At 46.5% G+C, this 20,867-nt stretch carries 14 protein-coding genes and 7 pseudogenes; all 21 read right to left on the bottom strand.

Annotated elements, in window-relative coordinates; genetic code table 11:
* Positions 1-8: 8 nt before the first annotated feature.
* Positions 9-880: pseudogene (rfbA, locus tag AU14_RS12275) on the bottom strand (glucose-1-phosphate thymidylyltransferase RfbA).
* Positions 877-1,748: pseudogene (gene rfbD, locus AU14_RS12270) on the bottom strand (dTDP-4-dehydrorhamnose reductase). The pseudogenes rfbA and rfbD overlap by 4 nt, the downstream one beginning before the upstream one ends.
* Positions 1,745-2,795: pseudogene (rfbB, locus tag AU14_RS12265) on the bottom strand (dTDP-glucose 4,6-dehydratase). The pseudogenes rfbD and rfbB (AU14_RS12265) overlap by 4 nt, the downstream one beginning before the upstream one ends.
* A gap of 261 nt (positions 2,796-3,056) precedes the next feature.
* Positions 3,057-3,986 (bottom strand): undecaprenyl-phosphate alpha-N-acetylglucosaminyl 1-phosphate transferase, encoded by a 930-nt coding sequence (locus tag AU14_RS12260; RefSeq protein WP_236744041.1) that lies wholly within the window; start codon positions 3,984-3,986, stop codon positions 3,057-3,059.
* 291 nt (positions 3,987-4,277) lie between these two features.
* A pseudogene (locus tag AU14_RS12255) lies at positions 4,278-5,443 on the bottom strand (nucleotide sugar dehydrogenase).
* 498 nt (positions 5,444-5,941) lie between these two features.
* Positions 5,942-7,782: pseudogene (glmS, locus tag AU14_RS12245) on the bottom strand (glutamine--fructose-6-phosphate transaminase (isomerizing)).
* A 139-nt stretch (positions 7,783-7,921) separates the two neighbouring features.
* Entirely contained in the window at positions 7,922-9,184 is a 1,263-nt protein-coding gene (gene tviB / locus AU14_RS12240; RefSeq protein WP_041341178.1) for a Vi polysaccharide biosynthesis UDP-N-acetylglucosamine C-6 dehydrogenase TviB, read from the bottom strand.
* 59 nt (positions 9,185-9,243) lie between these two features.
* Positions 9,244-9,588, bottom strand: a pseudogene (locus AU14_RS19715) (UDP-N-acetylglucosamine 2-epimerase); the annotation flags it as partial.
* Positions 9,568-9,702: pseudogene (locus tag AU14_RS23420) on the bottom strand (sugar phosphate nucleotidyltransferase); the annotation flags it as partial. The pseudogenes AU14_RS23420 and AU14_RS19715, both read right to left, overlap by 21 nt.
* A 14-nt stretch (positions 9,703-9,716) precedes the next feature.
* Positions 9,717-10,775 (bottom strand): dTDP-glucose 4,6-dehydratase, encoded by a 1,059-nt coding sequence (gene rfbB / locus AU14_RS12230; RefSeq protein WP_041341173.1) that lies wholly within the window; start codon positions 10,773-10,775, stop codon positions 9,717-9,719.
* A gap of 58 nt (positions 10,776-10,833) precedes the next feature.
* Positions 10,834-11,598, bottom strand: coding sequence for a glycosyltransferase family protein (locus AU14_RS12225; protein ID WP_201773475.1), 765 nt, complete (start codon positions 11,596-11,598; stop codon positions 10,834-10,836).
* Between the two features lie 246 nt (positions 11,599-11,844).
* Entirely contained in the window at positions 11,845-12,993 is a 1,149-nt protein-coding gene (locus AU14_RS12220) for a hypothetical protein (protein WP_148312746.1), read from the bottom strand.
* A gap of 678 nt (positions 12,994-13,671) precedes the next feature.
* Positions 13,672-14,373 carry a glycosyltransferase gene (locus tag AU14_RS12215; protein WP_094191213.1) on the bottom strand — a complete coding sequence of 234 codons (702 nt, stop codon included), beginning with the start codon at positions 14,371-14,373 and terminating at the stop codon, positions 13,672-13,674.
* A 240-nt stretch (positions 14,374-14,613) separates the two neighbouring features.
* Complete coding sequence (locus AU14_RS19385; protein WP_148312745.1) at positions 14,614-14,865, bottom strand: IS30 family transposase; 252 nt, start codon at positions 14,863-14,865, stop codon at positions 14,614-14,616.
* A gap of 429 nt (positions 14,866-15,294) precedes the next feature.
* Entirely contained in the window at positions 15,295-15,468 is a 174-nt protein-coding gene (locus AU14_RS23910; protein ID WP_094191212.1) for a helix-turn-helix domain-containing protein, read from the bottom strand.
* A gap of 212 nt (positions 15,469-15,680) precedes the next feature.
* A complete protein-coding gene (locus tag AU14_RS12205) occupies positions 15,681-16,418 on the bottom strand; it encodes a glycosyltransferase family protein (RefSeq protein WP_052472036.1) in 738 nt (245 codons plus the stop codon).
* A complete protein-coding gene (locus AU14_RS23905) occupies positions 16,415-16,633 on the bottom strand; it encodes a glycosyltransferase (protein WP_052472035.1) in 219 nt (72 codons plus the stop codon). Before AU14_RS23905 ends, AU14_RS12205 begins: the two co-directional genes overlap by 4 nt.
* A gap of 149 nt (positions 16,634-16,782) precedes the next feature.
* Positions 16,783-17,781: a hypothetical protein gene (locus tag AU14_RS12200; RefSeq protein ID WP_041341162.1), complete on the bottom strand. Its 999-nt coding sequence runs from the start codon at positions 17,779-17,781 to the stop codon at positions 16,783-16,785.
* On the bottom strand, positions 17,775-19,052 hold the full coding sequence (locus AU14_RS12195) for a flippase (protein WP_041341160.1): 1,278 nt from the start codon (positions 19,050-19,052) through the stop codon (positions 17,775-17,777). Before AU14_RS12195 ends, AU14_RS12200 begins: the two co-directional genes overlap by 7 nt.
* Positions 19,053-20,198 (bottom strand): UDP-galactopyranose mutase, encoded by a 1,146-nt coding sequence (gene glf, locus AU14_RS12190; RefSeq protein ID WP_041341157.1) that lies wholly within the window; start codon positions 20,196-20,198, stop codon positions 19,053-19,055.
* 101 nt (positions 20,199-20,299) lie between these two features.
* Positions 20,300-20,863 carry a dTDP-4-dehydrorhamnose 3,5-epimerase gene (gene rfbC / locus AU14_RS12185; protein ID WP_041341154.1) on the bottom strand — a complete coding sequence of 188 codons (564 nt, stop codon included), beginning with the start codon at positions 20,861-20,863 and terminating at the stop codon, positions 20,300-20,302.
* Positions 20,864-20,867 lie beyond the last annotated feature (4 nt).

Genomic DNA, 20,867 nt, shown 5'->3' with positions numbered 1-20,867 from the left:
TAGATCACTTATTTGACTGTTTTCGCAAGTTTTTTCAGGTAGGTGCCGTAGCTGTTCTTTTCAAGGCTTTCTGCCTCTGACAGCAGTTTCTCTTTACCAATAAAGCCCATTCTGAAGGCTACTTCTTCCAGGCAAGCGATTTTGAGGCCCTGGCGTTTTTCCAGTGTTTCGATAAAGCTCGCAGCGTCATGCAGAGAGTCAAAAGTGCCTGTGTCTAGCCAGGCAAAGCCCCGACCTAACAGCTCCACACACAGATCACCCCGTTCAAGGTATGCCTGGTTGATGCTGGTAATTTCCAGTTCGCCCCGCTCAGAGGGCTTTACCTGTTTAGCAATGCCCACTACATCGTTATCGTAGAAGTAAAGGCCGGTAACCGCATAGTCAGATTTCGGGCTCTTGGGCTTTTCTTCAATGGACACAGCCCGCTGATGCTCGTCAAACTCCACCACGCCAAAGCGCTCCGGATCTGTGACCTGATAACCAAACACAGTGGCTCCCTTGTCACGCTTGGAAGCTGTTTGCAGCATTTTACTGAGACCCTGGCCATAGTAAATGTTGTCGCCCAAAACAAGGCAAACACTATCATTGGCAATAAAATCTTCGCCAATGATGAAGCCTGCGCGAGGCCATCGGGGCTGGGTTGGGTAGCGTAGCTCAAGTCCACACCCCATTGATTGCCATCACCCAGAAGCCGTTTAAATCCATCCTGGTCTTCCGGTGTTGTAATGACAAGAATTTCCCGAATTCCCGCCAGCATAAGAACGGACAAGGGATAATAAATCATGGGCTTGTCATACACGGGCAGCAACTGCTTGGAGATGCCCCTCGTGATCGGGTAAAGACGGGTGCCGGAACCGCCGGCCAAGATGATGCCTTTCATCGCTTCTCCAGATATTCGCCCAAGGTGAGTACCAGCTGGTTTTGCCAATCCGGGAGCCGAATGCTCAAAGCCTGTTCGAGTCTGGTTACATCGAGCCTTGAGTTAAGTGGCCTTTCTGCAGGGGTTGGGTAGTCACTGGTTGGGATTGGATAGACATTCTCGGAACTGAGAGTTAATTCTTCCCCTGTTACGGTAGCCAGTTCAAAGATTTCTTTGGCGAATCCGTGCCAGCTGGTCGCTCCTCTAGCGGTCAAGTTGTAAAGACCTGTTTTCAGTTGACTACGGATAGCCAACGCGGTGACGTTGGCTATCAGTCTCGCGGGTGTCGGGGTACCGACCTGGTCCGCTACTACGTTGAGCTCGCTTTTGTTTTTGGCAAGACGCAGCATCGTTTTCATGAAATTGTTACCACGGGCGCTGTAGACCCAACTGGTGCGGAAGATGAGGTAATCCGACTCACTTTGCTCTATCGCCTGATCACCCTGGAGTTTGGTTGCTCCATAGTGACTAAGTGGGCCAGTAGCTGATTTCCTGCAAAGGGGCTTTACCACTGCCAGGGTAGACGTAGTCGCTGCTGTAGTGGGCCAGCCGGGCGTTGTTGGAAGCAGCGTATTCCGCCAGCTGCGTCGGAAGACCGGCGTTGAGACGCTCGGCCGCATCTCGATGCACTTCCGCTGCATCTACGGCTGTCCAGGCGGCGGCGTTTACGATCAAGTCTGGTTTATTGGCGCCCAGGAAGTTGGTGACAGCATGCTCGTCCAACAGGTCCAAGGTTTCCTGCCGGGGGCAATGATAGTGCCATGGGAGAAAGAGTACGATGGAGTTCGAAGCCGACTTGGCCGGTTTTGCCCAGCAATAAAATGTTCATGCGCCTGAACCCAACCGCTCCCTTTGATAACTACCATCCTGCACACGACGGCACCAGTCCAGATTATTCAAATACCACTCAACCGTTTTTCGAATACCGGTTTCAAACGTTTCTTCCGGCGCCCACCCCAATTCACGCTCAATCTTGCCTGCGTCAATAGCGTAACGCAGATCATGGCCAGGGCGGTCTGCCACATGCATAATCAACGCCCTGTAGCTTTCGTTCTGCGGCCGCAGCTCCTGAAGAATGTCGCAAATAGTCTGAACCACCTCAATGTTCTGCCTCTCATTGTGGCCACCGATATTGTAAGTTTCTCCAATCACGCCTTCAGTGAGCACCTTGTAAAGTGCTCGGGCGTGATCGTCGACATACAGCCAGTCACGGACTTGATTTCCCTTGCCGTAAACAGGGAGAGGTTTACCTTCGAGGGCGTTAAGAATCATTAACGGAATCAACTTTCCGGAAATGATAGGGACCATAGTTGTTGGAACAATTCGTCACCAGCACCGGCAGACCATATGTGCGATACCAAGCCCGCACCAAGTGGTCAGAACTCGCTTTACTGGCAGAATAAGGTGAACTGGGGGCGTAGGGTGTTTGCTCTGTGAACAGCGCTTCCGGCCCTTCCAGATCACCATACACTTCATCGGTGGAAATGTGATGGAAACGGAAAGCAGCCTTGCGTTCCCCGGTGAGCCCATTCCAATACTGCCTGGCAACCTCCAATAAGGTATAAGTACCAACAATGTTGGTTTCGACGAACGCGGCTGGGCCGTCAATGGAACGATCTACATGACTTTCTGCCGCCAGGTGCATAACCACATCAGGTTTGTGCTCTTCAAAAACACGTTCCAGCTCAGCACGATCACAGATATCCACTTGCTCAAAGCCGTATTGATCATTACCACTCACTCCAGCCAGACTCTCGAGATTGCCTGCATAGGTGAGTTTATCGAGATTGATCACACTGTCGCCCGTGTTGCCAATGACGTGCCGTACAACAGCAGAGCCAATAAAACCGGCGCCACCGGTTACGAGTAGCTTCATATCAAATCACATCCAAACAGCACTTGAAACATTCACACATTAGGAGCGACGCACAGCTGGATCAGCTACGGCCAGCTTTTGACCCAACCCGGCGAAACAGAACCAGCAACCGCCAAATGTGACTCAGAGACCAGTTATAAGTCAGAAAAACACAGAGAAACAGCGAAAACATAATAACTTCAGGTACCTGCTTAACCTCTCCGGCTAAGCCACCCCGCCAGACAGATTGCCAGAAAAGTTATGATCAAGAGTGCCTGCCTGTCAGTAAGCCCGGCTCTGAGAAAGATATGATGGAGGTGGTCCCGATCTGGCATCATGACCGATTGACTTGCGGGCACGACGTACCATGATAGCTACCATATCCATCAACGGAATCGCAACCAGCCACAGTGCCGTAACCGGCCGGAACGCACTGCGCTCCAAATCAGTGCCTTGAACCAACAACCAGACCACCGCAAAACCGACAAACATCGACCCAGCATCGCCCATGAAAATCTTCCTCTTAAACGGAAAGATTCGAAGATTCGCCATGAGGTACGGAGCGAGGCCGAACGCGAGCGCCAGGCAAAACGTCAGCTCTAACGGGAAGCGGCCCGATGCTGAAAAGAGCCAGCACAATGACAACAAGGCAACGAGGGACAAGCTACCTGTCAGCCCATCAATCCCGTCAACCATATTGAATGCATTGGTAGCCGCAATGATTGCCGCGATGGTAACAATGGGCCCCAGCGGCCCGAGTTCAATAACGCCAAAACCTAGCAGGTTGCCAAACGAATCTAGAGAAATGCCAGAGCCGTAGGCCAACGCCGCGCCCAGTGCTATTTGGGAACCCAAACGAAAATTGGCGGGCAAATCACACGCATCGTCCACCGCTCCCATCAGCACCAGCAGTGCAGCGCAAGCCAGAAACAGGCCGTAGCCGTCGGAGAGAGGCATTTCCAAAAGCCACGTCACGCACAGCCCTAAAAATGCACTGAGGCCGCCCACAAGTGGTACAGCCCCACTGTGGATCTTTCGATGGTCCGGACGATCCATCAAATCGACGTGAACCGCAAGCGGTTTGAGCAACAGCAAAAAAAAGAGCGCAAGAAAACCCGAGAGAAGACCCGTTACACTAGCCGCGTCCATGGACATGCCTTTTGAAAAATGAATCAGAACGAAAAACCGAAACCAAATTGGATTAAAGACCACCAAGGTTTCAGTTAGGAGACGTAATATACACGAGCTACGCAGTTGATTTAACCAGACCAAAAGACTTGACTATATTAACCAGAAAGAACCGGGTAACTGCAGGCCCAAATTGCCCAAAGCCTACAAAGCCCATAGACGACTTTCGCAGTTACGTACTGGCATTTAAAAACCGCGCGCAGATTAACTTAACTTCACTCTTTGTGACCAGTAACCGATTGTGACCCGCCTCGACGAAGAGGCCGTAGGGCAAGCGAGAGAATTGCGCTCCACTTAGGCGCCCGGAATTTTTGATCAGTCGCTTTTAAAAAGGTCGCGGGTATAAACCTTCTCTTCCACATCCGCCAGGTTCTCACTGCGGCGGTTTGCGATGATGACATCAGCCTCTTGCTTGAAGGCATCGAGGTCAGTAATGACACGGGAATTGAAAAAGTCATCTTCGTGCAGCTCCGGCTCATACACAATCACTTCAATGCCCTTGGCTTTAATGCGCTTCATGATCCCCTGAATGGCCGAGGCACGGAAGTTGTCAGAGCCGGATTTCATTACTAGGCGATACACACCCACCACGTTTGGTTTGCGGCTAAGAATGTCGTCGGCGATGAAGTCTTTGCGAGTGCGGTTGGCATCCACAATCGCTTTAATCAGGTTATTGGGCACGTCTTCGTAGTTCGCCAGCAGCTGCTTGGTGTCTTTGGGCAGGCAGTAGCCGCCGTAGCCGAACGACGGGTTGTTGTAGTGGTCGCCGATGCGCGGATCCAAGCCCACGCCATCGATTATCTGGCGGCTGTTCAGGCCGTGCTCGAAGCGTATGTATCCAGCTCGTTAAAATAGGCCACACGCATGGCCAGGTAAGTATTGGAAAACAGTTTGATAGCCTCCGCTTCGGTACTGTCGGTGAACAGCACCGGAGCGTCTTTTTTTACGGCCCCCTGCTTCAACAAGTGAGCGAACACTTCCGCGCGCTCCGAACGCTCGCCGACAATAATGCGCGAGGGATGGAGGTTGTCGTGCAACGCACTCCCTTCACGCAGAAATTCTGGTGAGAAAATAATATTGCTGGTATCGAACCGCTCGCAAACGTCTCTGGTGTAGCCTACCGGCACCGTGGATTTGATTACCATCACCGAGCTCGGGTTGACGGCCACCACATCCTGAACCACCGACTCCACCGTTTTGGTGTTGAAGTAATTTGTCTGCGGGTCGTAATCCGTAGGCGTCGCTATGATTACGTAATCCGCGCCTTTAAACGCCTGCTCTTTATGCAGAGTAGCGGTAAAGTTCAGTTTCTTGTTGACCAAGAAGTCTTCAATTTCTAAGTCTAGAATCGGGCTTATGCGGTCGTTAAGTAGCTCAACCTTTCTTGGATCAATATCAAGAGCCACAACTTCGTTGTGTTGGGCCAACAACATGGCGTTGGAAAGGCCTACATATCCTGTACCGGCGATCGCGATCTTCATGGGATTTATCTTCACTTTGGTTCATGAATCTTCACCCCCCAATTCCTTCCCGGGGTGGGGGGCGAGCTAAGAGGTCCGACATATCAGAGAAAGGAGGGAGCTATTGTCTGAACACTTCACGCTCCACTAACCTACAGGGCCATGCCTCCAGCTGATTAGTGTCGGTAGCCAGGTGCAACAAAATTAAAGGGAACGCATTAGATGACCCGTCCCTGCTGGAATAAACTCCAGCTTTTGGGTTTAAGCTAGCAGCAAAGAACTGGGCATGTGCAAGGTAGAGCGGTACGAGCAAAACGCGGCTTATGCCTAGCTCAGCCCCCCTCATCAGCTGATCAAGCGTTGGAGAAAGCTCATCGCTGTAAAGCATCGCGATATGTTGCGCTCTGTTAGAATAGATCGCGCAGTTGGAAAGCACCTTACGCTGCTCCATCATTCCGATCCTAGCAGCATGCAGCATCACGCCAGGCAAGCTAAATGCCTTGCCCCGATTTCTTTCACCTATTCCACAGTGACACTTTTCGCTAAATTCCTTGGCTTATCCACGTCCGTGCCTTTCACCAATGCAACATGGTAGGCAAGTAACTGAAGAGCTACTACGTGGAGGAGTGGAGAAAGGACACCATAGTGTTCAGGCATTTTCAGTACTTGAACACCCTCCTCCGCTCTGACCTGGCTGTCACCATCAGCAAACACGTAAAGCTGTCCACCGCGGGCTCGAACTTCGTCCATATTGGACTTAAGCTTTTCGAGTAGATCGTCATTGGGGGCAACCACCACCGGCATGTCCTCGTCAACCAGTGCGAGTGGGCCATGTTTCAACTCTCCCGCTGGATAAGCCTCGGCATGGATATAGGAAACCTTCTTCAACTTCAGGGCACCCTCCAGAGCGATGGGGAAATAATGCCCACGTCCCAGGAACAGAGCGTGCCGGCGAGCTGCGAATTGCTGGGCAAGGCCCTTGATCTCAGGCTCCCGGGCAAGCACTTTTTCCACCGCAACAGGCAAATGGCGCAGTTCTGCCAAATAGTCCTCTTCGGACGTAGGCGGCAGCTGGTTTCGGGACCGAGCAAGCAACAAAGTTAACAGGAAAAGGGTCGCCAACCGGGTGGTAAACGCTTTGGTAGACGCTACACCGATTTCCGGGCCAGCGCGGGTGATGAACCGCAAGGCGGCTTCCCGAACGATGGCCGACTCCGGCACATTGCAGATGGCCAAAGTATGACGGTGCCCTTGGGCTTTTGCGTGTTGCAACGCCGCGATGGTATCCGCCGTTTCCCTGAATGGGAGATAGCCACTACCAACTGCTGAGGCCGAAAGACGGATTTTCGGTAACGGTACTCGCTGGCAATCTCCAAATTGCAAGGCAAGCCCACAATACTCTCAATCCAGTAACGGGCCACCATTCCAGCGTAACTCGACGTGCCGCAAGCCAGAATTAAAACGGAGTCGACCTCCGCACACACCCCGGCAGCATCAGCACCAAATACACCCGCCTGGAGTTTGCTCGTCCCGGCAACCATCTCAAGCGTATTACCCAGTGCCTGAGGCTGCTCGAAAACCTCCTCCTGCATATAGTGGCTGAACTCACCCAACCGAACCGCATCGGCACTGAGCGATGAAGTAATTACCTCACGTACTGCCGCTTCGCCAGCACCATCCACCAACGCCATTCCACTCCTGTTCAAACGGGCAACATCGCCATTTTCCAGATACATCATCCGGCGGGTGACTGACAGCAGTGCGGAGGCATCCGAGGCGGCGTAATGTCCGTCCTCTCCCAGCCCCACGATCAGCGGTGAACGTTCCCTGGCCACAATCAGGCTTTCGGGCTCGTCTTCAGACACCACCGCCAAGGCATGAGCGCCTTTGATGTAGCCCACGGCGCACCGCACAGAAGAGAAAAGGTCACCCTCTGCCGACTCTATCCGCCGGCCCGCCCGACAGGCCTCGATAAGGTCAGCGATGGTTTCGGTATCGGTATCAGACGTAAAGCAATAGCCTAGACCCTCCAGTTGTTCTCGCAAAGCCTGGTGGTTTTCGATGATGCCGTTGTGCACTACCGCAAGCCCTCCGGACACGTGTGGATGGGCGTCCCCCTCTGCTGGCACACCGTGCGTTGCCCAACGAGTGTGGGCAATTGCCCACCTGACCGGAAAGTCCCCCGTCGAGCACTCTTGACTCCAGCTCAGCCACCCTGCCCATGGAACGGGCCCGGTGAAGGGGCCCATTCAGGAGAGCTACACCGGCAGAGTCATAGCCCCTGTATTCCAAGGTTTTAAGGCCATTTATCAGAAAAGAGCAACTTCGAAGTGGCTTACAGCAGCAACTATTCCCCAGATAAAAAAAAAGACAATCCTTGTTAATATCCTTGGTTAAATCCCGCTCGCAGGATTTTTATGTTTCATGAATGCATAAGGGAAAAGCCTTCCACACCGAATGGAAGACGCCCGGAAACGTTCTCGGACAAATGACACTCGCCTAGAGCCGGAGATCCGCCTCGCCAAGCGGCAGTACACTTTTTAGGTCAAATAGCACCCCATCAGCGCTCAGAAGCTGGCGCAGGTCCGCAGTGCTCATGGCAGCATACTCCCGGTGAGGCACAGCCAACACGACGGCCTCGTACTGCTGGGGAATAAGCTCCTCCACCAAGAAAATGTCGTATTCCTGCTGGGCTTCCGCGTTATCGGCCCAGCAGTCCGTTACATCAACCTGGCACCCGAAGTCCTGCAATTCCCTGACTACATCAATAACCCGAGTGTTGCGGAGATCCGGGCAATTCTCCTTAAACGTCAGCCCCATCACTAGCACCCGCGCATTCGCTACGGCGTGGCCGGCCTTGATCATGTGTTTTACCAACTCGGAAGCCACATAAGGTCCCATGCCGTCATTGACCCGCCGGCCCGCCAAAATAATCTCAGGATGGTAACCAATGGCTTCGGACTTGTGGGTCAAATAATAGGGATCGACACCAATACAGTGCCCGCCCACCAGGCCCGGTTTGAACGGCAGAAAATTCCACTTGGTTCCCGCAGCGGCCAGTACCTCATGGGTGTCAATCCCAAGACGCGCAAAAATCATAGCCAGCTCGTTCATCAGAGCAATGTTCAGGTCTCGCTGGGTGTTCTCAATAACCTTGGCAGCCTCCGCAACCTTGATTGAACTGGCCTTGTGCGTACCCGCGGTAATAATATCCGCATACAGGGCATCCACTTCGTCAGCCACCTCCGGGGTCGAGCCGGAAGTCACCTTTACGATGGTGGTCACCCTGTGCTCTTTATCCCCCGGATTAATGCGTTCCGGGCTGTAACCGGCGTAGAAATCCTGGTTAAAAGACAGGCCAGACACCCGTTCTAGTACCGGCACACAGACCTCTTCAGTGGCGCCCGGGTACACAGTGGATTCATAAATAACAATGTCCCCTACCTTGAGCACTTTACCCACTGTCTCACTCGCCCGAACCAATGGGGTCAGATCCGGCGTGTTAAACTCATCAATGGGCGTAGGCACCGTGACAATAAACACCGAGCAATCCGCCAGCTCTCCCAGACTGTCTGTAAACGACAAGCGGCTGGCCGCAGCCAACTCCCGCAACGTTAACTCCCGGGTCGTGTCGATGCCTTCCCGCAGATCGCTTATCCGTTTGGAATTGATGTCAAAACCTATCACCGATCGCTTTTCACCAAAGGCAACTGCTAGAGGAAGGCCTACATACCCAAGTCCGATTACTGCTATTTTTTTCATAGAAAGAGTGCCTTACGAAATTAAGAGATAGTACTCAAAAGACTTGACTTTAAATAGTTTCAAAGGATGAAGAATAAAAATTGCAGAAGCTCTTTAGCCCCAATAATGTCTAAAATTCTCGGACAAGCCTGATCATCACCGTAAGGGTTATGCGCCCTACTCATCCGCATGTAGGTGTCAACGTCGTTGAACAAAATACTTACCTTTTCGCAAATTCGCTCAACGTTCGTTCCAACTAACTCTACAGTGCCTGCCTCAATGGCTTCGGGCCGTTCAGGGGTTTCACGCATAACCAGAACAGGTTTCACGAGTGATGGAGCCTCCTCCTGAATTCCCCCGGAGCCCGTCAGAATCAGATAAGCGCGATTCATCAGTTAAACAAACGGCAAGTAGTCCAACGGCTGGTCGTAAACAGGTAAAAGCTGTTTCGAAATCCCCATGGTAATTGGGTGCAGCCTCGTGCCAGAACCTCCAGCCAGAACAATCCCTTTGAATCTACTAAATTCGACCCCTCGCATTCCAATCAGATGGTTTAAACAGAATCGCCCACCCGAATCAACTGATACTCTCCAGATAAAACCCTTTTCCACCATTCACGATTACGGAGATGCCACTGGAGCGTTTTGCGCAAACCAGTTGAAAACGTTTCCTGTGGTTTCCAGCCTCGTTCCTCCTCAATCTTGCTGGCATCAATGGCATACCGAAGGTCATGGCCGAGCCGGTCACTTACAAAGGAAATAAGGTCTCGGTATGCAAAAACACCTTCAGGCATATCAGGTGCCAACTCTTCCAGCAGATCGCAAACACCCTGAACCACGTCAATGTTCCGTTTTTCATTAAGACCGCCGATATTATAGGTTTCGCCAACCTGACCGTTCGTCAAAACCTTGACCAAGGCCCTCGCGTGATCTTCAACATACAACCAATCACAAATCTGGCTCACATCTCCATAAACGGGCAGCGGCTTCTCACTCAAAGCATTCAGAATCGAGTGAGGAATTAACTTCTCGGGAAAATGATAAGAGCCGTAGTTGTTCGAGCAGTTGGTGAAAAAAGTTGGAAAGTTATAGGTCCTGAACCAAGCTCTCACGAGATGATCAGAATTCGCCTTAGAGGCTGAATATGGTGAGCTAGGCGCATATCGAGTAGCCTCTGTGAAGAGACCTCCTTCGCTTTCTAGCTCTCCATAAACTTCATCCGTAGAAATATGGTGAAATCGAAAACTTCGACGCAAGTCCTCCGACAGGCAGCTCCAATAGCGACGTGCGGCGTCCAGTAATTGATAGGTACCAACAATGTTACTCTCAATGAAGGAACCAGAACCATCGATTGATCGATCCACGTGGCTTTCAGCAGTCGAATGCATTACGTGCATCGGCTGAAGCTTTTCGAAAACGTTATCTAAAGCGGGACCACTGCAAATATCTTCACAAACAAACGAATAACGAGGTGAACTTGAAACAGAAGCCAGAGGGTCTAGATTTCCGGAATACGCCAATTTATCAGCATTACAAACCGAAGCGACGGTCTCATCGATAAGATAGCGAACCACTGCAGAGCCTATGAAGCCCGCTCCTCCTGTAACCAAAATCTTAACAAAATAGACTCCGACGAATTAATAGAAGCTTGAAAAAAGAAACCACGGAATTTTAAACTCGACCTGAATTTTTAATTAGATATCTAAACATGCTGCGCAAATGCCAAAAAAAATGTTTCGACAAGATTCTACGACTATCTCGTTTGGCCATGTGAATCGCATGAGCTTCCGGGACATAAAGCACCCCCGGCTCTCCAAACGACTTCGCTCTGCAACAAATATCTATGTCCTCACAGTACATAAAGTAGCCTGTATCAAAACCAGCGAGGGCATTATAAAGTTCAAAACTGAACAAAAGAAATGAGCCAGCTGCCCAGTCCACAAAGGCGGGCTCGGTAATTGCAGACTTTTCAATAATGGTCGGGTTACTTTTACAAAGGTAAGACTTCAAAAAATCGAAAAAACGGGGGAATCTTCGAATCGAATTATCATAAGTACTGAAGCTATCATCCAGAAACAAATTGCAAGTACCAAGACGAGCACCTTTATCCGCCATTCTCCCGCCAACGGACCAAATATCGTCAATAGTAATAATGACGTCAGGGTTCAAAACCAAAAAGAGATCATTACCGCCAACCCTGAAATTATTCCGAAAATATTTGTAGTTCAGATTATTATTCTCACCAAACCCTAAGGCAGTATAGTTTCGTGCGTAGACTATATTAGACGAACGACAAAAATCTTCTAGGCATTTCTCACCTACATTGTCCCGAATTATCACCTCGACAGAATTACTTTCTGAGAGCTTGGAAGCCACAGCTAATTTATCAATTAACTTTCCGTGACCATGCGAAACCATTGAAATGAATACTCTCAAAGCACGACCCTAATAAATATCAAATTAAAATTATTCCGACTATCGGAATAATCATAAAAAACGCTCACACCAAGCAGCTAAGCGCCTTAATTCTCTTAAAACCACCATTTTCTTAATTCAACAATCACTTCACATGATATATTTAAGAAGAAACAAAAAACGCAATTCAGTGACACACCTTTAAAACCGAATTTAACACAAAAGCATAAATCAAAGGCGCCACTGTAAGCCAATTAAAAAATTGCACTATATTCGATACAATGAAAGATTAATCAAAACAGTAACACTAAGAACAGCATTGAAAATCAGAATCTTATGCCTGCAAACCACAAAACTCGAAACATAAAACAAAAAAGGAACCAAGAATATATAATATTTAGCATTAGCATAATCGGGAAGGACAAACACAAAGCAGCCTATAATAGCAATCGCCGCAAGGGCATCCACACATGCCGACCTAAACTGTGAATTTTCGCAATTCATTCCATTATCATACCTGCGACTCCGATCGGAAATGCAGACCATTATCCGCCGAAAGACTATAATAAGACCTAAAAATGAAATGACATAGGCCGGTATAGCCTTGACGCCAGAGGGTGTCATAAAAACTCCCGTCATAAAAGTAATAATGGGCCTTAGTATAACTGGATATTTCCCCCGAATTTCTTCTCCAATTGAACTAGCTTTTGCGCTAATCGAAGACGCCTTTTGTCCCACCAAGGCCACACTTTCAAAGTGACTGAGTAGTGTGTAGCCGACAAACAAAGAAAAACCGAACATCAATAGAATGAGAATCGCAACACCTCTTAAACCAACTACCCTGTCAACCACTTGAAAAAAGATAGCCGTGAGAATAAAGACCAAGACAACTATCCCGTTGCCCAAGTCTAACGAAAAGATACCAATTAGCAGAAAACAAACAAAAAATTTCGACCTCCAAGCAAGAAAGATGAGGAGTGAAAGAACAAGAACAAGCTGCTCCTCAGCAAGCACACCAATATAAAAAATCAATCCAGGAAACAGAAGGCTCAATGAGAGTACGTCTGCCCTTCGGCCCCAGTCTTCAGAATCAGCTGCCCATCCCAAGAGACGGAAAAACTTATAAAAAAACCGTCGAAAAACCAAAACAAAAATAAGAGGCAAGCAAATAAAAAGAGTAATAGAGAACCTTATGAGAGCTTGACCAAATGGCTCAACACATTCTTTATCACCCGTATACGACCAAAAGGATAGAACATCGGAATTTATTTTACAGCCTTTAATTAAATACAAAGCATCAAACGCAGGCGCAAGAAGATAATAAGGAGAAAACTGACTATGCGCTGCATTCAAAAGCTTTTCAGCTCGGTAGAAAAAATCAGGCTCATCGCCAAAAGGAAGCACAAATCTAAACAATAAAAGAAAACCAATAAATACTAGTAGTATTTGGGAGCCAGACCTAGAAATTTTTGGTATGCGTTTTTTTAGAATAAGCAAGGTCGAATCTCGGGGAGCTAAAGCAGGAATTTGAAAACTGGAGCCATCAAGCGATAATCAGAAACAATCGCGTATGATTTACACTTAAAACTGCCGCCCAAAAAACTGAGCATTACCGACGACAGCGTCACAAGACGCGTTAAGATACCAATAATAAAATTGGTCATGGAATCTTAAAGCTCTGGAATTACGTTGAATGGTGTATCAAACACTTGACTTGGAGAACTTGTGAATCAAAGCTATATTTATCTTCCATCAAAGGAATCTTATTAGGACACGCGTGATACGACTTAACTATTTTTTTTGCAATACTACTTGCTGAATCTTCAAGATCTATATTGATTCCGAAGCCAGTGTCTTCTATTATTTTTTTTGTCACATCTACATTGGCGGAATTAATCACTTTAGTACCGGATTGAATGTACTCCAAGAACTTCACGGGAAAACAGACCTTTTTGCTCAATCCGCCTGAAATTAGACAGAAGCCGTAGTCAAACCTTATGGGTTGCTCTCTAAAATTATGAGACCGTATGAGAACGTTATTTCCCAAATCGACAAATAGAGATTCTGCCCGAGTCAAATCCGTAGTTAAAACAGTCAGGTATATGGCGTCCCAATTCGACCGAGCTCTAGACAAATTTCTTTGACTAACTGCGGAGAGTGCCATTTAACCAACGACCCAACGTATACCAACTCTAATTTACTGGATTTACTTTTATCTTCAATAATAGAATTAACTGGGGCGCAATTAGGAATCACAACCATTTTAGACCCTGCGCCCCGTAAAACGTTCAAATAGTAATCTTTTTGGGAGTCAGTGACACAGATAACGACATTAGAGATTAGGAGAAGATATTTTTCTAATACCCACAGTGGCTTGATCAAATACTGGGAGCGAACCTTACCTGAATCGATTAACTCCTCGAAAAAAAGGCCTCTTGTATCGAATATTACTTTCTTTCCGAAGATTTTGGCAATAAATCCGAAAAACAAAATTGTAGGGTAAGACCTAAAAAATACAATGTCAGAGGCTCTCACCAGTGAGATAAATTTTCCATAAGCGCCAAGCATTGATCTCAACGCAGAAAATGAAAACTTTCCATAGGAACGACGGATAAAGTACTCATAATTTACACCTGCACTATCAACCTCGGGAGCGCTCGCTACTCCATCTGAAGCCGAAAGGATCGTAACATTGAAGCCCTCATTTCTGAGGCTACGACCAACATCGACAAACATAGCCTTACACACCGGCGTTTTCTCTATATTTTCATGCGTAACAAAAGCAACATTCTTCAATTGATAATTTTCTCTTTAAAGTATCAGTTAATGGTCAGCCGAGGAAAAGCGATACGCAACACATCTGTAAAATATTATAAGCGCTTTATTCTTTGGTAACCAGAAGTGACTCCGCCAGGTATATCTCTGTTAGATGTCAATTTCACAACAGTTTACTATAAAATACTCAAGGCCAATTCAGCCAAAAGACACCATCAGTTTTAGTTCAACACGGGATTTCTAATAGGTTAAGTCCTGAGTTCAAGTAATAAGTACAGCACCACCTGTCTTGAGGGCGCCTGAGTATTCGCTCCAGAATACCTCTGCCGGTGTGCGATATTCCAGTCGTCTTCTGGGCCGGTTGTTCAGTTCATCAACCGTTTGGTTGAGAGCGGACTGATTCAGCTTCGAGAAGCCCGTGCCTTTGGGGTAGTACTGGCGTATCAACCCGTTAGTATTCTCACTGGTCCCACCCTGTCCTGAGCAATATGGATCGCAGAAGTAGGTTGCCATACGAAGTGCCTCCACCATTCGCTGGCGCTCTGCCAGGGCCGTAATGCCGGACTGCTTGTGTTCGTGAAGGACTGTATCGCCTTCCCAATGACCGATGGTGAGTCAGGTCTAGACCTCCGCCGGGCGCTGTTCAATACTGGTGCGGTTTGGCATTTTACCCAGCCCTGCCTGATTGGCTTTCTCGCGTTGATCACGGCGGGACCTGGGCTGACGGCAAAACGCCCAAAGATCGCCACCAGAACTCCCGTCTCTGTGAATCAGCTCGTAAATCCATTGCCGACTGACTCGGATTCCGCTGCCCATTCGAGACACCACACCGACAATCTGATCCGGACTCCAGTGTTTGCGAATCAGACCGCTGACCTAGTGAATGAGTGACGATGCCCGCTTGTGAGCCTTATAGGCTAATGTGCGTCGCTGTTCACTATGTCACTGTGCCTGATCGGCGTCATATCCCCTGGCACCGCTATTGCGCTTTATCTCTCTGCTGATCGTCATGTAGTGACATCTCAGCGTCTCCGCAACCTGTCGTTGACTTCGCCCTACCGTCAGCAGGGCTGAGATCTGGTATTGTTGTGCCTGGGTCAGTTGTCGGTATCCCATTTGCGCTTCACTTTGGTCGGTAAAGCGAATGAGGGTACCGGCAACGGCCGTCTTTCCTCCACCTGGTTACGACCAAGTGCGGCGCTTATTATCTAAACTCAGGGTTAAAGCAGTCTTTGAAGGTGTTTATCCGTCTGATCAAACGTATTTAGAAAATCTCATCGGGCGTTCACTAAACCGAGTACTTCACTCAGAGTTGAGGACTCACCGTTTCAACCCACAAGATCCCTTAAAAAAGCTTTAAATCCGCCATAAGTAGCGTATTCACCCCTCTTCAAAAGTCGAATCACAGATACTGTTCTAGGAACTATGCTTCTTTGACGTATTTCTACGCGTTTCTCCATCCAGTTAGAGCGCATCGCAACAGCTTTCCGGAGTCTACACAACTTAGTGGTAAATTCACGGGGCGCGTTTTTCTTTATATTATCAATTCCTTTCGAAAATATTTTAAGTTGCTCAATTTTTCTTTGTTCGATTAAAGCGACTTCCGGATCAAAAATCTTTTTTGCTGAATGAAAGAAAGCACCTATTCTAGAAACCCGCGTTATGCTATTCGCAGCAAACTGGGATTCATTGGCTTCATGGCGGCGATAGTACTGAAGAACCCTTCTTTCCACTAATTTTGCGTCTAATCCTTCAGCAATCTCCACTAACCAATTGTCATGCGCCCTAAAACCCATTGGGATAGGCATGCATATATCTAAAAGCTCACGTCTAACTGCGCAGCAGCACCCCATCACAAAATCTTCCATTCGAAAGCCTGCGGACTGAATTTGTCCGATCTTAGTCAGGCCAACCTCGTTTAAGTGGCCGTCCGTGAGCGCCGCATCGTTCATCAAAACTAACGCATTTGGATTCTGCTCTGCAATACCCTGCATGTATTCAATTTTATTCGGAAACCAAGCATCATCTTGGTCGCTAAGGAATACAAGCTCTCCCGTGGTTTTCATGAGGCTGCATTGAAATTGCCACAGTAACCGAGTTTTCTTTCATTACGATGAAATTCCACAGCGAACGGAGCCGATTTGGCAAACTCCTTAACAATTTCCTCTGTTGTATCGCTCGAACAGTCGTCAGTGATGATTAGCTCATCCGGTAGACGAGTTTGAGCCAGAAAGCTTTGGAGTTGCTCATATAAAAATTGGCCACCGTTGTATGTGGCCATTGCTATCGAACTTTCATAATAATACGCGTTAATCAAACATAGAAAAAAATCACAAAATCGCTATCAAGTTCACAGACTCTATCAAGGTAAGCAAAAAAATAGATAGACGTTCAAAAATAACGAAGGATACCGTCGGTGCTTTGCAATACTTAAACGTTATCGGGTTTCCCAACAAATAAACGATTAACTTGGCGGTCAAAGTCTATTTCTTGGTCCTTTATAGCTGACCGATAATCATTGAACTTATCATGATTTCTTTCAAAATCGAAAAAACATTCATCAATTTTTGAAATTATTCGAGATATATTTTTAGTGGAGTCCGTGAATTTAAATTCTGAAGGAACTGGAACATCATCATAGTAGCACGCAGAACCTCTTTTACTAACGATGACACAACACCCCAAAAAGGCTGCTTCACGTGGTATTCTGTCCTTTCCCGGGTGAAAACCGAAATCAATATAGACCTTAGCCGATCTCAAGAGATCTACAACTTGTTCCCTGCTCATATTTTCTATAGCAACAAACTCGATATGAGGTGCCGCATCTACTAACTTTCTAGTGAAATTTACACCCTTTTTAGGATTATATGCGACAATATTTTTCTTATCATTTAAACTTGAACCCTCACTCAAAAATGAATGATGCAAATAATCGGACAAATAATCGGATTTATTTATTCCTTTTTCTTTTAGAAAATCCATCGCATATCTCGACTGAGCCAGATGAGAGTCTGCATTTTTTACATTTTCGTTAAAAAACAGATATTTTTGAGAACCCATTTTTTTAAGAAAAAACCGATTTATCTTTCCCTTCAAGCCAGGTAGGTTTCTAAAATAATTATCTACGCTGAGCCACCATATTACTTTCTTAACCCTCTGATATCTCTCTAAAATTTTAGTTTCGACCTCAGGCACAATTAACAAATTATCCGACTCATCTGGGACGCTTCGAACAAAATCAATTCCGTATTGTCTATAATTTTCGTGAACTGGTTCCGGATGGTCACTTGGCGTATAAAACATATATACTCTCTTTCCGGCTTTCCGCAACTTGGATGCTAGCTGATGTAAAAGTTCTGGCCCTCCGGTTGCGGCATTAGCCGGAGCAACTACATAAAAAACCGTATCACTCTTAATTAGCTCTAACATTTTTCCTCCTGCCAAAACTTCAAGTATAGAAACATAAAAATCGTAACCATAGATTCAACTATTAATAACGTAACAGAAGTACCTATATCCTCATAAACTGGCACCAAGATTAAACTTAACATTACCCCAACTAATGCGGCTATAATCAGAATACGCGTAAATGCCTTTTTATAACCTAAATTGAGCATAATTTGGACGCCATATATATTGCTCATAGTTACGATGAAAGGCAAAAATGCCATTATTTTCAGCAGCGCTACGGACTGCTGATATTGCTCCCCAAGCAGTAGATTTACAATAATTTCTGCCATCGAAAATAGAGCTAAGGACATTATTAGCATCGCGCCGCCGGCCAACTTAGCGAAATTATGCGCAAAGAAGAGTCCTTCCTGTCTATCAGACTGTATTTTTTTGCTAATCAATGGAAAAATCGCCTGTGAAAATGGCTTATAAATACCCTTTACCGCTTGTATAATTTTGTCTGCCGCGGAAAAATAACCAACTATAATATTGTTAGTAAAAATACCCAATATGAAAGTTGTCGAAATTGTATATAAGCTTATTGATATGCTAGATATAAAAACATGCCACCCGTCAATTAACTGAAATCGGATTTCTCTCCAAGATTGGGGAGCAAAGCTTATCCCAAATTCTCTTCTCGCTACGTGCAAAGACCAAACTCCCGCAACTATAAAGCCTAACGATGTCAATGTCGGCACAAAGAGAATATCGTCTTTATTACGAACAAATAAAAATATAAAAACTGTAAAGAATGCCTTTGCTGCAATATTGACATAAGCAATGTATTTCATCCGCTCCATTCCCTGAAATAGCCAAACAGGAAAGAGCACTTGACCTAGCACCACCCCAAACGTTAAAAGATAAAGCTCCCAGTGGTCGGAAAATTTTTCAAAGGTGCGAATTAGAATAAGCAAAAATACAAAACTTAAAAGCATTAGGAATGCTTTTATTTGCATCACCGCGTTAAAAATCTGATTTATTTTCACTTGGTTGTTTCGATGAATGGATATCAGACGGGTAGCTGAAAGATTAAAGCCGTAATCGGTGATTATCGAGAAATAACCGATCGTGGCGGTAGCAAAGGCAACAAGTCCGAAATATTCAGGCCCAAGCACTCGTACCAAGTAGGGGATAGTCAACAACGGCAGGAGGTAATTTGCTCCCTGCAATATACCTAACGAAAAGATATTCGATGTCAATGTTCTTTTTTCGGTTGTATTAGCCAGTTTGTCTTTAAAAGCGCGGAACATTTATAATGGATTCACAAAAAAAACTGGGATGGGTTTATTTTTGTTCACGCAGTCTAGAGTTTTTCGGCTTGCATCTAGAGCCTCCGCAATGGTGACATCCATATCAAGATAACGGTATGTTCCTAGCCTCCCCATAAAGCTTACATTTTTTTCTTTTTTAGCTTTTCCGATGTAGGCATTCAGCATCGTTTTTTCATTAACAAGGCGGATAGGGTAGTAGGGGATGTCACCCTCCTCGCACTTCCTACTATATTCTTTGAAAATAACTGTGCGTTCTTGCTCTTCCCATGGCGAAAAATGCTTGTGCTCACTTATTCGGGTATAAGGAACTTTTTCATCTGCATAATTCATAACAGCACAACCTTGGTAATCTCCTTCATGGTCTTCCCTAACAAAATCTAAAGTGCGGTACCCTAATCTCCCGGCATTATAATTAAACCAAGCATCGATTGGGCCGGTGTAAAAAACGTGGTCAACAGATACTTTATTTTCGGAACTAAACGGTGTATTAAGATGCAATGTTATATTTGCGTGATCTAATAGCCTTTCTACAATTGGAGTATAACCATTTTTTGGCATCCCTTGGTACTTGTGATTAAAATAATTGTCGTCGTAATTAAAACGTACTGGTAAACGTTTTAGTATGCTGGCCGGTAACTCTTTTGGGCTTCTACCCCATTGTTTGAGCGTGTAGCCCTTAAAAAAAGCTTCGTACAAGTCTTTACCTACAAACTTCATAGCCTGTTCTTCGAAGGTTTGAGGCTCATCAATCTCGCCATCTGCTAGTGATTTTATGAAATCGTTCGCTTCCTTCGGACTTAAAGTCTTACCAAAATACTGGTTTATTGTGAGTAGGTTGATGGGCAAGGAATAAACATTACCTTGCGATGTTGTTTTAACGCGATTCACATATGGCATAAAGTCAGTGAATTGATTCACATAATTCCAGACTTCTTCATTGTCTGTATGAAAGATATGCGGGCCGTATTTGTGGAGTAGAATGCCTGTTTTTTCATCTCGCTCTGAGTAACAATTTCCGGCAACATGTGGCCGTATTTCATAAACGGTGACGTTGTGCCCGGCCTTCGCGAGTTCATTTGCTAATACTGCGCCGGTGAATCCAGCGCCTACAATGGCAAAATGCATCACTTTCTCCCTTTGGTTTTCGGAAGTAAATTTTATATGCTTACTTATTTAGGTTTTTGAAATTTACGATAATGCTAGTTGGGTATATCTTAAAAGGAAAACTAAGGGTTTCCCACCGTTCTTAGTTCAGCACCAGCTTGTCGGAGGCTTTGGCCCCGCCTGTCCTTATTAGAGAGCAACACTTCGGATTCTTTGGCGCTCCAATGAATACCTATTTCGGGATCATTCCAAATAATAGAGCGCTCATATTCTGGTGCATAAAAATCTGTACATTTGTACTGGAAATCTGCCGTTTCACTAATTACAAGAAATCCATGAGCAAATCCTGGAGGAACCCAAAGCATGCGCTTATTCTCCTCAGAAAGATGTTCTCCGACCCATTGTCCAAAATTGGCTGAACCCGGGCGGAGATCGACGGCCACATCAAACACCTCTCCCCGGGTTACTCGCACCAACTTCCCTTGGGGTTGTCTGATCTGGTAGTGCAAGCCACGCAAAGTATTTTTTACAGAGCGGCTGTGGTTATCCTGAACGAAGGTGGCTTCTATTCCGATCTTACGAAAGGTGTGTTCGTTCCAGGTTTCCATAAAGAAACCCCGTTCGTCGCCAAAAACTTTGGGCTCAATAAGTTTGACGTCTGGAATGCTGGTTTCAATAATTTTCATAAAG

It is taken from the genome of Marinobacter similis (assembly GCF_000830985.1).
Taxonomy (GTDB): Bacteria; Pseudomonadota; Gammaproteobacteria; order Pseudomonadales; family Oleiphilaceae; genus Marinobacter; species Marinobacter similis.
Note: the sequence above shows the minus strand (reverse complement) of the source record. Positions and strands in the feature narration are given on the sequence as shown.